13 protein-coding genes and 1 pseudogene are annotated in these 12861 nt (G+C 69.6%); 7 read left to right on the forward strand and 7 right to left on the reverse strand.

Annotated elements, in window-relative coordinates; genetic code table 11:
* Entirely contained in the window at positions 1-1203 is a 1203-nt protein-coding gene (locus RCO28_RS36745) for an FAD-dependent oxidoreductase (RefSeq protein ID WP_308945726.1), read from the reverse strand.
* Between the two features lie 292 nt (positions 1204-1495).
* Here RCO28_RS36745 and RCO28_RS36750 point away from each other — a divergent pair, with 292 nt between their 5' ends.
* Positions 1496-1768, forward strand: coding sequence for a hypothetical protein (locus RCO28_RS36750; protein ID WP_308945727.1), 273 nt, complete (start codon positions 1496-1498; stop codon positions 1766-1768).
* Positions 1735-2070, forward strand: coding sequence for a hypothetical protein (locus RCO28_RS36755; protein ID WP_308945728.1), 336 nt, complete (start codon positions 1735-1737; stop codon positions 2068-2070). Before RCO28_RS36750 ends, RCO28_RS36755 begins: the two co-directional genes overlap by 34 nt.
* An 81-nt stretch (positions 2071-2151) precedes the next feature.
* Here the strand turns inward: RCO28_RS36755 and RCO28_RS36760 are convergent, their stop codons facing one another.
* From RCO28_RS36760 to RCO28_RS36770, 3 genes are all read right to left on the reverse strand, one after another.
* A complete protein-coding gene (locus RCO28_RS36760; protein ID WP_308945729.1) occupies positions 2152-2730 on the reverse strand; it encodes a PIG-L family deacetylase in 579 nt (192 codons plus the stop codon).
* A 127-nt stretch (positions 2731-2857) separates the two neighbouring features.
* Positions 2858-3226: a hypothetical protein gene (locus tag RCO28_RS36765; RefSeq protein WP_308945730.1), complete on the reverse strand. Its 369-nt coding sequence runs from the start codon at positions 3224-3226 to the stop codon at positions 2858-2860.
* Between the two features lie 95 nt (positions 3227-3321).
* A complete protein-coding gene (locus RCO28_RS36770) occupies positions 3322-4056 on the reverse strand; it encodes an FCD domain-containing protein (RefSeq protein WP_308945731.1) in 735 nt (244 codons plus the stop codon).
* 107 nt (positions 4057-4163) lie between these two features.
* On the opposite strand from RCO28_RS36770, the gene RCO28_RS36775 reads away from it, so the two are divergent.
* The 3 genes from RCO28_RS36775 to RCO28_RS36785 all read left to right on the forward strand — a co-directional run bounded on the left by RCO28_RS36775 (position 4164) and on the right by RCO28_RS36785 (position 7328).
* Positions 4164-5045, forward strand: coding sequence for a carbon-nitrogen hydrolase family protein (locus tag RCO28_RS36775; RefSeq protein ID WP_308945732.1), 882 nt, complete (start codon positions 4164-4166; stop codon positions 5043-5045).
* 48 nt (positions 5046-5093) lie between these two features.
* Positions 5094-6467, forward strand: coding sequence for an APC family permease (locus tag RCO28_RS36780; RefSeq protein ID WP_308945733.1), 1374 nt, complete (start codon positions 5094-5096; stop codon positions 6465-6467).
* Positions 6468-6812: 345 nt separating this feature from the next.
* Positions 6813-7328 carry a transglycosylase SLT domain-containing protein gene (locus RCO28_RS36785; RefSeq protein ID WP_308945734.1) on the forward strand — a complete coding sequence of 172 codons (516 nt, stop codon included), beginning with the start codon at positions 6813-6815 and terminating at the stop codon, positions 7326-7328.
* 487 nt (positions 7329-7815) lie between these two features.
* Here RCO28_RS36785 and RCO28_RS36790 read toward each other — a convergent pair whose 3' ends face one another.
* Complete coding sequence (locus tag RCO28_RS36790; protein WP_308945735.1) at positions 7816-8058, reverse strand: ATP-binding protein; 243 nt, start codon at positions 8056-8058, stop codon at positions 7816-7818.
* A gap of 248 nt (positions 8059-8306) precedes the next feature.
* Between RCO28_RS36790 and RCO28_RS36795 the strand changes: the two genes are divergently transcribed.
* Positions 8307-10172 carry a bifunctional metallophosphatase/5'-nucleotidase gene (locus tag RCO28_RS36795; protein WP_308945736.1) on the forward strand — a complete coding sequence of 622 codons (1866 nt, stop codon included), beginning with the start codon at positions 8307-8309 and terminating at the stop codon, positions 10170-10172.
* A 112-nt stretch (positions 10173-10284) separates the two neighbouring features.
* Here the strand turns inward: RCO28_RS36795 and RCO28_RS36800 are convergent, their stop codons facing one another.
* Both RCO28_RS36800 and RCO28_RS36805 read right to left on the reverse strand, forming a co-directional pair.
* The gene (locus RCO28_RS36800; protein ID WP_308945737.1) at positions 10285-10827 is read right to left on the reverse strand and encodes a ricin-type beta-trefoil lectin domain protein; all 543 of its coding nucleotides are present in this window, start codon (positions 10825-10827) and stop codon (positions 10285-10287) included.
* A gap of 1003 nt (positions 10828-11830) precedes the next feature.
* Positions 11831-12052 (reverse strand): annotated as a pseudogene (locus RCO28_RS36805) (leucine zipper domain-containing protein); the annotation flags it as partial.
* A 150-nt stretch (positions 12053-12202) separates the two neighbouring features.
* Here RCO28_RS36805 and RCO28_RS36810 point away from each other — a divergent pair.
* Positions 12203-12823 (forward strand): DUF6461 domain-containing protein, encoded by a 621-nt coding sequence (locus RCO28_RS36810; RefSeq protein ID WP_308945769.1) that lies wholly within the window; start codon positions 12203-12205, stop codon positions 12821-12823.
* Positions 12824-12861 lie beyond the last annotated feature (38 nt).

Consider the following 12861-nt stretch of genomic DNA (forward strand, 5'->3'; position numbering starts at 1 on the left):
CTAGGCGGCGACCCGCACACCGGACCCGTCGGCCACGGTCCCGGTGGTCAGGCGGCGCTTGCGCTTCGGCATGCCGAAGGTCGGGTGGGCGATGCCGAATCCGGCCCCGCTGAGCACGCCCGCCTTGAGCTGCGCGGCGGCCCGGCCGCCCAGGTACCAGGACTTCGACCGGACGTCCCCGTCCACCATCTGGAAGATCGCGTCCCGCCGCCCGAGGCTGATGTGGTTGCCGAAGTACTTCAGCCCGACCGTCGGGACCGCCCCGCCCGTCAGTCGCGCGATGATCGCGGCGGTCGCCTGCATGTTGGTGAGTCCGGCCGAGGCGCAGGACATCGGCAGCGGCCGGCCGTTCTCGCCGATCGCGTACGCGGAGTCACCCGCGGCGTAGACGTCCGGGTGCGAGACCGAGCGCATGGTGCGGTCGACGACGATCTGGCCGCTCTCCGCGACCTCCAGGCCACTGGAGGCGGCGATGGGGTGCACGGCGAACCCGGCCGACCACACGGTCACGTCGGCCGGGATGGACGGCCCGGCGGCACTGTCGGCGATCGCCCGGCCCGGCTCGACGGCTGCGACACCGGTGTACTCGTGGACGGTGACGCCGAGCCGGTCGAAGGCCCGGCGCAGATGGCGGCGGGCCTTCGGGGAGAGCCAGGCACCCAGCTCCCCCCGGGCGGCGAGCGCGACCGACAGATCGGGCCGGGACTCGGCGAGCTCGGTGGCCGTCTCGATCCCGGTCAGCCCCTCACCGACCACCAGCACGGTGCCGCCCGCGCCCAGCTGCCCCAGGCGCTCGCGCAGCCGCAGCGCCGAGGACCGGCTGGTCACATCGAAGGCGTACTCGACCACGCCGGGGACGCCGTGATGCGCGACGGAGCTGCCGAGCGCGTAGAGAAGCGTGTCGTACGCGACCTCGGCGTCGCCGTCCTCACCGGTCACGGAGACGGTCCTGCGCTCGGGGTCGACGCCGGTGACACGCGCCAGACGCAGCCGCACCCCGGTGCCCGCGAACACGTCGGCGAGCTTGCGGACCGTGAGTTCCTGGCCGCTCGCGAGCTGATGGAGCCGCATCCGCTCCACGAAGTCGGGCACGGCGTTGACGACGGTGATCTCGGTGTCGGCGGGGGAGAGCCGGCGGGCCAGGTTTCCGGCGGCGAAGGCCCCGGCGTATCCGGCGCCGAGAACGACGATGCGGTGCTTCATGGCGTTGCTCCTGTCTCGTTCGCGTGCCACTTGAACGAGATAGCCCCTCGATTGCTGACAGCAGCCGCATGTGACCTGGATCACTCTCCGGTCGCGCCATCCTGAGGGGAGGGGGCCGCCGCGGTCCACCCCCGGTAGGTCATGCACCCGGTGGTTTCTCAGGGTCCGGTCCGCCCACGGTCCGATGCCGCGGGAGTCGCTTCCAGGCGAGATTGGCGGGCATGCGAACCCATACAGCGATGACCGCCGCGGCGGCGCTTGCACTGTGCCTGGCCATCGGGGCAGGGACGGCTTGCTCGCCCGCCACGGCATCCGACGCCCCACCCACTACGGCTGGGCCGGCATCCGCACGGACGCGGGCAGGGCCGCTCCGGTCGAGGGCCGCCGCGCCCGACCGGTCGTGCTGTACTCGCCGGGCCTGCAGATCTCCCGGACGCTCGGCACGTCGACGCCGATGGAACTGGCAAGCCGCGGCTACATCGTGGTCACCCTTGACCCCACCTACGAGGCCCCAGCCGTGGAGTTCCCGGCATGCTCATGGGAAAGGCGAACCAGACACACCTGAACAACCCGTCCTGGCAGTCGTTCTGGGGCCAATCGACCGACTGGAAACGTGACTTGAGCCTGAAGCGCGGCAGCCACTTCAGCTACACGGACGCGCAGTCGTTCGTGCCCGCTCTGGACGAGCACCTGGACATCCCGGCAGAGCTCCGCGAGCAGTACGTCGGAACGGTGGACCCCGAGCGCAGCACGGCCGCCCAACGGGCCTACATCGCCGCGTTCTTCGACCAACACCTGCGCGGCCGTCCGCAACACCTGCTGGACGGTCCGTCCGCGTCCTTCCCGGAGATCAGCTTCGTACGATGAGCACGGCGACGGCACCCGAGACGACGCGGCCGCAGGCAAGCCTCAATGGGCCTCAACGAGCCTCGTCACTGGGCTGTGTGGTCAGGCGGTCAGTTCGGTCTGTGCCGATGCCGCGGCGATGGGGGCGTGGCGGATGTACCACTCGGTTTTGAACAGCCGCTCCTCCGGGACGGCCGAGTGCGGATGTGTGGCCAGGTAGAGGGCACGTGGCTGCCAGGGGCCACCGGCATCTGGGTAGAGCTGGGCAAGCCCGGCCGCTTGAGCGGCCAGCATGGTCACCCGGTGGGTGTGCACATGATCCGGGTGGCCGGGCAGGCCGCCGTAGGCGTCGTGGGTGACCATGATCTCCGGGCGGAATTCACGGATGTGCCTCACCAACCGCCGTACCGCCTCGTCGAGCGGTGCCTCGCAGAACCGTATGCGGCCCGGGGCAGACCACGGTACGCGCGCATCGGCGTAGCCGAGCATCCGCGGTTCGCCGGCGCCGAGGATGCCCAGCGCATCGGCCAACTCGGCAGCCCGCGGGGTGTCCGCCGCCCAAGTCGCCGTGACGACCCCGGTACGTGCGCCCGCAGCCGCGTGCCGGGCCAGCACTCCGCCTGCCGACAAGGACTCGTCATCCGGGTGAGCGAAGACCGCGAGCAGGCTCGGCACGGACATGGACGGACCACCTTCCAGCGCGAAGGGAGCCTGATGGTATGTCACCCACGGCGGCGCACTGCCGGCCCGGCGTGCATGGCCTTCTCGAGAGGAGGAGTGAAGCGCTGCCCGGACTTCTGCCGTGCGATCACTGTTCCTCCTCCATGCGGATGGCGCGTCGCAGTTCCTCAGCCGCTGTGTGGTCCGTGCCCTCGCGCTGTTCCAGGATGGCCGCGGCGATAGCGTCCAATTTGCGCTGGACGGCGTGCGCGTCACGCCGTTCCGTGTTCTTCAGCAGGGTGAGCAACAGCAGGTTGGTGGCCGTCATGACGTCTCCCGCGAAGATCAGCCAGGGCAGTGGCAGGTGGACGAAATGCACGACGGCCATGCCGAGGACCATGAGTACGCACAGGACGTAGAACAGCGGCGAGCTGGTGACGTTTGACGCCCGTTCGGAGAAGGCGGCGAACCGGTCGCGCCCGGCACCGCCTCGCTCGACGGGATGCTCAGTGGTCATGCTGCCATCCTGCACAGGGAAGCTGAGAACGGCGGCCGGCACCCAGAAGGAACGGCACGCCCAACGCGCTCCGGGCAACGCCGGGAGAAGAACCCTCAATCCGTGTTCATCAGGCCGACGAACATGGTGCGGTGGAGTACTTCGACGTGTCGGCGGGCCACTTCACCGGCCTCTGCCGCGTCCTTGCGGCGCAGGGCGTCGAGGAGCCTGCGGTGCTCCGTGTTGGATGCTCGCAGTGCTTCCAGCGGGTAGGGCAGGTAGTAGCGGTAGAGCTCGCGCAGGACGGCGCCGTAGGGCGTGGTGAGCGAGGGGATGCCGGTCGCCTCGGCCAGCCGCAGGTGGAAGCGTTCGTCGCAGCCGTGGAACTCCGCCCAGCTCGGCACCCGGTCCATCTCCTCGACCAGGTCCTGCAGTTGGGACAGGTTGTCCTGCGAGACGTGGCCCGAGGCGAGGTGCGCGATGCCGCATTCCAGGACGAGCCGGTGGTCGATCAGAGCGTGGACGGCAGGGCTGTCGGAGCGGTACGCCTCCGCCGCGGCGACCGCGCCGCGCGTCGGGTTCTCGGCGACGTGAGTGCCGCCGTTGCGGCCCCGGCGGCGTTCGAGCACGCCGTCGGCGACCAGGGAGACCAGGGCCCGGCGAACGGTGATCTCCCCGACCTCGAGCCCGGCAGCGATGTCCGCCGTGCTGGGCAGCCGGTCTCCCGGGGCGAGCAGTCCCAGGTCCACGGCCAGGGCGATCCGGGCGCGTACGGCCTCCAGCGCGGAGAGCCTGCTCACGCCGTTCAGAGTGGCGAAGGGGAGCGTGCCGGTGTCGTCGGTGCGGGCCATGGCGATCACCCTAACGGGGCTGACTCGGAAGGCGGCGGGATGGCTCATGGAGCCCGACGCTCAGGGAACCCTTGTTTAACTGCTCATTATGATCTAATTTCTTGCTCATGTCCCGAGCCCTTCCACTTGCCCTCGCGCAGCTTCCTCCCCGCCCAGCAGAAGCCCAGTTCAGCGGCTTTGCCACCGAGGTGGAGGAGATCCATTCACGCTTTCCGCAGACCCGCATGGCGGTCTTCCCCGAGCTGCACCTCTGCGGCGTGGAGGGCCTCGGCCCCGAGGCGCACGAGCAGCTCCGCGAGATCGCCGAGCCGCTGGACGGCCCCCGCGTCAAGGCGCTGGCGGAGCTCGCCGGAGACCTTGGCCTGTGGCTGCTTCCGGGCACGGTGTGCGAGCGGGGCCCCGAGGGGCAGCTGTACAACACCGCCGTCGTCCTGTCCCCCGAGGGCCGCCTGGCCGCCTCGTACCGCAAGGTGTTCCCCTGGCGTCCCAGCGAGCCCTACGACCCCGGGGACCGGTTCGTGGTCTTCGACATCCCGGGCACGGGGCGGGTCGGACTCTCGATCTGCTACGACGCCTGGTTCCCCGAGGTCGCCCGCCACCTCGCCTGGATGGGCGCCGAGGTCATCGTCAACCCCGTGATGACGACGACCTCCGACCGGGCCCAGGAAACCGTCCTGGCCCGCGCCAACGCCATCGCCAACCAGGTGCATGTGGTCAGCGTCAACACCGCCGGCCCCGTGGGCCGCGGCCACAGCATCGTCGTCGACCCCGAGGGCCGAGTGCGGGCGGAGGCACCGGGCGAGGGCAGCACCGTCCTGACCGACGTGATCGACCTGGACGACGTCACCCGCGTCCGGACGTACGGCACCGCAGGCGTGACCCGCATGTGGGATCAGTTCACCGACGACGACGCACCCATCGAGCTACCGCTCTACGGCGGCCGCATCGACCCGCGGACCTGGCGTCCGCACGGCCATCCGCGTACCTGAGCCCCGCCCCCGCCCCCACCCCCGCCCTCCGAGCTCCCGGAGCACTCCATGTCCCACGGCAACGACGCCGCGCCCGCACTCGCCCGCACCCTCGGGCTCAGATCCGTTGTCCTGTTCGGTCTCGCCTACATGACGCCGATGATCGTCCTCGGCACCTTCGGCGTGGTCGCCACCACGACCGGCGGCGCCGTGCCGACCGCCTACCTGCTGGCGCTGATCGCCATGCTGTTCACCGCGCAGAGCTACGGACGCATGGCCGCCGCCCATCCGGTCGCCGGCTCCTCCTACACGTACGTACGCAAGGCCCTCGACTCCCGCCTCGGCTTCCTCGTCGGCTGGGTCACCCTGCTCGACTACTTCTTCCTGCCGATGGTCATCTGGCTCATCGGCGGCGCCTACCTCCAGGCGCAGTTCCCCGGCGTCCCGTTCTGGGTCTGGATCGTCGGATTCATAGCCGTCACCACGGCGCTGAACGTGCGGGGCATCAAGACCGCGGAACGGGTCAACGACCTGTTGATGATCTTCCAGGTCCTTGTCATCGCCCTGTTCGTCGCCCTGTCCCTGCGGCACGTCTTCGACCTCGGCGGCGCGGGCGCCCTCGCGAGCACCGCACCGTTCGGCAACGGCGCCACCACACTGGCGGGCATCTCGGCCGGGGCCGCCATCGCCGCGTACTCCTTCCTCGGTTTCGACGCCGTCACCACCCTCACGGAAGAGACGGTCGACCCGAAGCGCACGATGCCGCGCGCGATCCTCCTGATCGCCCTCATCGGCGGCGCGATCTTCGTCACGGTCGCCTACGCCACCCAACTCGCCCACCCCGGCGACCACTTCGACGACGCGGGCTCGGCCGCCTTCGAGATCGCCGGAACGATCGGGGGCGACCTGTTCTCGTCGGTCTTCCTCGCCGGACTGGTCGTGGCCCAGTTCGCCTCCGGCATCGCCGCTCAGGCCAGCGCGTCCCGCCTGCTGTTCGCCATGGGGCGCGACGGCTCCCTGCCCCGCAGGTTCTTCGCCCGCGTCCACCCCCGCTACCGCACGCCCGCGCTCAACGTCCTGCTGACCGGCGCCATCGGGCTCGTCGCGCTGGGCCTGGACGTCGCCACGTCGACCTCGTTCATCAACTTCGGCGCCTTCGTGGCCTTCACGTTCGTCAACGTCGCGGTCATCGCCACGTACCTCCGCATGCGTCGCGAAGGCGACCGGCCGAACCCGCTGACGTACCTCGTCGCGCCCTCGATCGGCGCGGCCGTGGACCTCTACCTGCTGTACAACCTCGACGGCACCGCCCTCACCCTCGGCGCCGTCTGGCTGACCCTCGGGCTCGCCTACCTCGCCTACCTCACCCGCATGTTCCGCAACGCGCCGCCTGGTATGGCGTTCCATACGGCAGAGAACGGCCAGGCCACCGCGTCCGTGTAGCTGTCAGGTGCCTGCGGGGCGGCGGCGATGGCGAGAGCACGCAGGGGCGGAAGTCCCCTCACTCCGGCTCCTGCGCACGGAAGCTGGACTGCGTGAGGACTGTGAGCCCGCCCATATGACCTCACGCACATGCTATCGGCGGTAGTAGAGGCCCGCCGGAGGCCGTGCGGGCGTTGAGGCATCGGAGACCGCAGGGGCTGGGACCCGCTGCGTACCGGGGTAGTACGTCACACCTTTGCGCCCTTCCCTCGTGGGCGCTAACCCTGGCTGTCGTTCCGGGACAACCGGAGCAATCGGGCAGATCGCCCGGTCACCGCATGACGTACGCATTGGAGCTTGATCCTCATGGCCAGCACGCAGACGAAGACCCGCGCCGGCCGCACTGCGCGATTCCGCAAGATCTCTGTCGCCGGAATAGCCACCGCAGGAACCGCGGCCGCCGCCCTCACGCTGATTCCTTCGCCCGCTCAGGCCGCCGAGCCGACGGCATCCACCGTTCCGGCGTCGAAGTCCGCCGCCGTGGCGGCCGAGAAGAGCTACCCCGACAATCTCGACGGCTGGATCCGCGAGTCCCTCGACATCATGAAGGCCAAGGGCATCCCGGGCAGCTACGAGGGGCTGCACCGCAACATCATGCGCGAGTCCGCTGGTGACCCCGACGCGCAGAACGGCTGGGACATCAACGCCCAGAACGGCACCCCGTCCAAGGGGCTGCTCCAGGTGATCCAGCCGACGTTCGACACCTACCACGTCGCCGGAACGCCGAACGACCTGACCGACCCCGTGGCCAACATCACCGCGGCCGCCAACTACGCAGCCGACAGGTACGGTTCGATCGACAACGTCGACTCCGCGTACTGAGCCACCGGGTCGAGAAACGGGGCGCGCCGACCGGACCTGCGGCGCCGGTGGTAACGCGGAATCCGACGGGGGTTCGTCTGCCCGGCTGGGCGCGAACTCGGTCCCGCCGACGTCGACTTGGACAGGCGCGAACGTGTGGGCCGCCGAAGATGCGTACTCCGCATGTGGTCAGTACATCGCCACCTACGAAGCGGGCGTACGCCCCTGCAAGCTGTCGCACGTCTGCTGAACATCGAGCGGTTGAAACGACGGCCCTACCGGCTTACGCAGAGCCTCTTGGCCGCAAGCCGGTTCATACCCTTCCCCGGGTGCGTCGGTCCACGCCGGTGACGGTGATGCCGACTGCAATCCGATCTGCGACTGCCCGCGGCCGCACCACGTCTGTAGACGCGCCCGGTCTACGCCGTGCGTCCGCCGCCATGCGACTCAGGCATGCAGAAGGGTCCGGGAGCTCCGAGCTCCCGGACCCTTCGAACTGTCTCGGGGGCTAGAGCGGCAGCCCGCCGCCGAGCAGCGCGTCGGTGGGCAGTCCGCCCTTGGTGAGCGCATCGACCGGGACCCCGCCCACGGCCAGGCCGTCCGTGGTCAGCGCGCCACTGACCGGACCGGTCGGCAGATCGCCCTTCGTGATGGGGCCCGTCGAGGCCTCGCCGGCGCTGGCGGTACCGGCGGCGCCGACGAGGGCAGCGGCGGCTACGACTGCAGTGGCGAGTGTGGCGCGGATGCGCATGGCTTCTCCTTGATCGGTGACCTGTCATAGGACGTAACGACGCCGTGATCGAGGGGAAACTCTTCAGAGCAGTTCGGCACGCTCGGCCTCGGCCTGGTGCCCGTCGTGCGGGCGACGGTGGCGGCCGTGAGGACCGGTCAGCCCGTCAGGCTGACGCGGGCGGGAAGGCCAGGGTCTGTTCGGAGGAGCCGTCCACGTTGATGGCGTGTCCGACAGGGGAACGTCCAGCCGATACATAAGTTCGGCGCATGTCAGACATTTCGAATGGTCCGGTGGCTCCTCCTCCGCCCGCCATCCGCACCACGTCCACCTCCGCCTCCGCGTCCAACTCCACCTCCAACTCCACCTCCAACTCCACCTCCCGCCCCGGCTCGCGGCTCAAGCGGACTCTCTTCGGCTACGGTGCGGCCGCTGTGGGGCTCGTCCTGTGCGTGCCCGCCGCCTCCGCAACCGCCGCCGGGTCCGAACGGGCCGCTCCGGGCGAGGAAGTACCCGTCCAACTGCTCGCGTTGAACGACCTGCACGGCAATCTGGACCCCGTCGAGGGCCCGGCCGGGCGCGTACAGCGTGGCGATGGGGCCGGAGTCCAGGCAGGTGGGCTGCCGCAACTGGCCACGCTGATGGACACGGTCCGCGATGGCCGACCGAACTCCCTCGTCGTGGGGGCCGGGGACATGATCGGTGGCAGCCCGCTGGTGTCCGCGTACTACCACGACGAACCGACCGTGCACGCCCTGGAGCAACTCGGGCTCGACGTCAGCTCCGTCGGCAACCATGAGTTCGACGAAGGACCTGAAGAACTGAAGCGCATGGACGGCGGAGGCTGTCACCCCACCGACGGCTGCGCGCCCGGGGGCGCCTACGACGGTGCGGACTTCCCGTATCTCGCCGCCAACGTGACCCGCAAGGGCAGCACCGATCCGCTGTTGCGGCCGTACACGGTCAATACCCTGCCCGGCGGGCAGAAGATCGGGTTCATCGGCCTGGTCACCAGGACCGCACCCGAGGCGATCAACGCCTCCTCGGTCCGCGACGTGGAGTTCCACGACGAGCGCGCCGTCATCCAGCGCTATTCGAAGGAGCTGAAGCAGCAGGGGGTCGAGGCCCAGGTCCTGCTGATCCACGAGGGCGAGACCACCAACGGAGTGGCCGGACGCGGCTGCGACACCGACGGGCCCGGCGCCCGGCTGCGCGGCCGGATCAAGGACATCGCCGAGCAGACGCCCAGCGCGGTGGACCTCATCGTCAGCGGCCACTCGCACGACTCGTACGAGTGCACCGTCACCGACCCCGCCGGGCGGCCCCGGATGGTGACGCAGGCCGATTCCTTCGGCCGCTCGTTCACCGATCTGCGCTTCAGCCTGGACGGCGAGGGCGAGGTCATCCGCGAGTCGGTGCGCGCGACCAATCACGTCGTGCCCGTCACCACCCCGAAGCAGCCCGCGATGACCGAGCTCGTCGAGACCTGGCGCGACCGCTCAGCGGCTGCCGCCAACCGAATCGTCGGGCACATCTCCGCCGACATCCCGGGCCGCGGTTCCACGAAGGAGGAGAAGCCTCTCGGCAGTCTGATCGCCGACGCGCAGACGGAGGCCACCCGAGGACACGGCGCCGACCTGGCCCTCCTCAACCCCGGTGGCCTGCGCGCCGACCTCGTGCACAAGGGCGACGGAGCCGTCACCTACGCCGACGCCTACCGCACCCAGCCGTTCGGGACCCGCATGTGGACGATGACGCTCACCGGTGAGCAGCTGATCGACGTCCTGCAGGAACAGTTCAGCGGCGCCAACGCCCAGGCCCCGCGCTTCCTGCAGCTGTCGTCGGCACTCAGCTACTCCGTGGACATGTCCCGCACCGGCGCCGACCGGCTCCTGGTCGACACGGTCGAGGTGAAGGGCAAGCGCGTACAGCCCACCGACTCCTACCGCGTGACCGCGAACGAGTTCCTCGCCGACGGCGGCAACGGCTTCACGACCTTCACGAAGGGCACGGACCGCGAAGGCGGCGACATCACGGACCTGGACGCACTGGTCGACTACCTCGGCCACCACTCCACCGCCGACGCACCCCTTGCACCGCCGGCTCCCGGACGGATCACTTTCACAGGCAGGTAGACGGCCGGCCGTACGCACCGGCTTCGGCTACGACCGTGCGCCTGCAACTGCGCGCCGGGGCCCGCCCTTGAGGGGGCGGGCCCCGGTGCGCTGTCGTGGCAGGAGGGCAGTCCTAGTGGTGCGTCACCCACCGCTCCGAACGGCTCTTGTCGCAGTGCCAGATCTCGGTGGGCGTGCCCGGAGTGGTGCGGTGGCTCCGGGTGTTGAGGCACAGACTGGAGTTCGCGTTGTACAACGTGCCGTCGTCCCGGTACTCCCACTGCATGGCTTCGTCGCCGGTGCACTTCCAGATCTCGGTACGGGCACCTTCGTGCGTGCTGTTGTTCTCCACGCTGAGGCACATCGCGGTGGCCGTGTTGTAGACGGTGCCGTCCTCGCGGATGACCCATTGCTGGGAAGCCTTGCTGTCGCACTCCCAGATCTCCGTGGGCGTGCCCGGCGAGTCACCGCCGCCCTTGACATTCAGGCACAGCCCCGAGTGCGGGTTGAGCAGGTGCGCAGGGGAGGGGGCCTCCGAGGCCGTGGACGTGGCCGAACCCGCGGCCAGCGAGAACGTCGCCGCCAGGACGGCCAGCAGCGCGACGGTAGCGCCCCGGCGTGGCGCGGACCTGTCCTGGGCGAATGCGTGGCGGGTCGTGGCGAGACGACGTCGCATGGGGTGCTCCGTTCTGGTCGGTGACGAGTGGTACCGGCGTAACGGCCGGGCGGTACGGATGAGGTGACGGCACATCAGGGGGATTGACTTGCCGCTGCCTTCTGCCGGTGGACGCCCGGCCGTTGCGGGGCCGACTTCGGCTCGTGAACCGGGTCACAAGCCGGATCGTGCATCGGGTCGGCCAGTGGGGAACCCACCGGCGCGTGATCCGACGCCATATTTATGCATGCCACGAACCGCTCAACGCCCGGAAACCGCCGACGTCACGCGACTGGCCGAGAGGGGTAACGGTTCTGCTCGACCAGGTCGTCGGCGGCGAAACGATCATGCGGGTACACGTGGCCGCGCCCCGTGACTCCGTGGTCCGCGATGGGGAGGGGCGCACTGGAACGACGATCTGCCCAGGGCCCGCGCGAAGGGGCAGCGCGAAGCGCAACCCCCTCCGCTACCAACGGAGTTGGGTGCGCCGAGCGACCCTGGTGGCAGGTCCATCGGCGTTCCTCGCGACCCTGTCCGCGGCCGCCCACGCCGACGGGACCGACCGCAACTCGCACCATGCGTCATCCGGGGTCTCGTCAGCACGGGACAAGTCGACGGCTCGCTCGAAGATGTCCTCGAGCGTCCGTCGCAGAGTCACGCCGTCAGCGACCGACGTCTCCTTCCTCCTCGCAGAGAATTCAGGAGCATGCATATATATGCCGAACTCTGGTGGGGACAGCCCTGTGAGGTTGGAGGGTGCCACTCCGGGGGGGAGGAGGAGGTGGTCAGGCCCCAACCGGGCGGGCGGCGGCGATTCTGACCGTCCTGCCGCAGCGTCAGTTCGGCGACCGGGTCCCGGCCGGTGGCGAGCAGAGCGTGCGCGCGGGCGGCCGCGTCGGTGGTCAGTTGGTCCAGCGCGAACGGGTCGGGGCCGCCCGGCGCCGCCGGGTACGTCACCGCCTGTCCTTGCCGAACCGCTCAGTCGCCTCAAGGATCGCGTCCTGCATCGCGGGACTTGCCCGTACGGCCCGAGTCGTCGATCACCCTCAGGAGTGGTGTGCGGCCTGCTGGAGCGGTCTTGCAGGCCCGGGTCTCCCTCCGCCCGCCACCGGCGCATCCACTTGTGGGCAGTTGCCCGTGAGATCCCCATCTCGGCGGCCACATGAGCAACCGTACGGCCGGAACAGACCCGCTCGGCAAGGAGCCGTCTCCCGAAGACGGTCAGCCGGGCATTACGGTGGGACACGAAGACCTCCGTGCGGTGCAGTCCTAGACAGCTCCACCGCACCGGAGGTCTTCGCCATGATCAAGACCCACGAGTGTCAACAACGCTCGTGCTCAATACACCTAGTGCGCGCAATCACGTGTGCCACGGCCGGAGAGAAAGGTGACCGATATGCCGGAGACGGCCGGGGCTCTGGACCCTGCGGAGGAACTCGCCGCGTGGCTGATGGAGTTCAGCGATCTGGGATTCTGCCTGACCCTGACCAGGGACCGGATAACCGAGGATGTGATCCGGGCCTACGGGATCGACCCGGCACAGGCCAGACTGCTGCCCCTGGACGACTTCCTGGAGGTCGACCCCGGCGGCACCGGCGCCGACGAGGGCACGGTCATCAGGTTCGGGCACAGCGGCGTCACCGCCTTCTCACTCGAATACATCGGCACGACGGGCGGCCAGAACCCGGTGCTCGCCCACCTGTGCTCCCACACCGAGACCATCGCGCTCACAGCAACCGCTGACGGCATGACCTCCGTCAAACATGCCCGCGACGGCGTCCCGCTCAGCAGCTTCGAGCCGGACGCCCCCCAGGAAACCCGGAGCGGCCCGGGACCGCACACCTTCGCGGAACTCCTGCAGCGCGTCATCGCCGAGCGAGCTACAGACGACGAGGCCGACCGGAGAACAGACCTACAGGACGCCTTGCGCCTGGTGCACGACCAGTACGGCGACCTCCCCGACCCAGCCACGCTCAGCGGGCCCTTGCTCACGGCCTATCTACCGGACGCCCCGTAGCCACGCGAGTCGGGGCACCGGCTCTTGCTTTGGAGGCT

The organism is Streptomyces sp. LHD-70, from assembly GCF_031157275.1.
Lineage (GTDB): Bacteria > Actinomycetota > Actinomycetes > Streptomycetales > Streptomycetaceae > Streptomyces.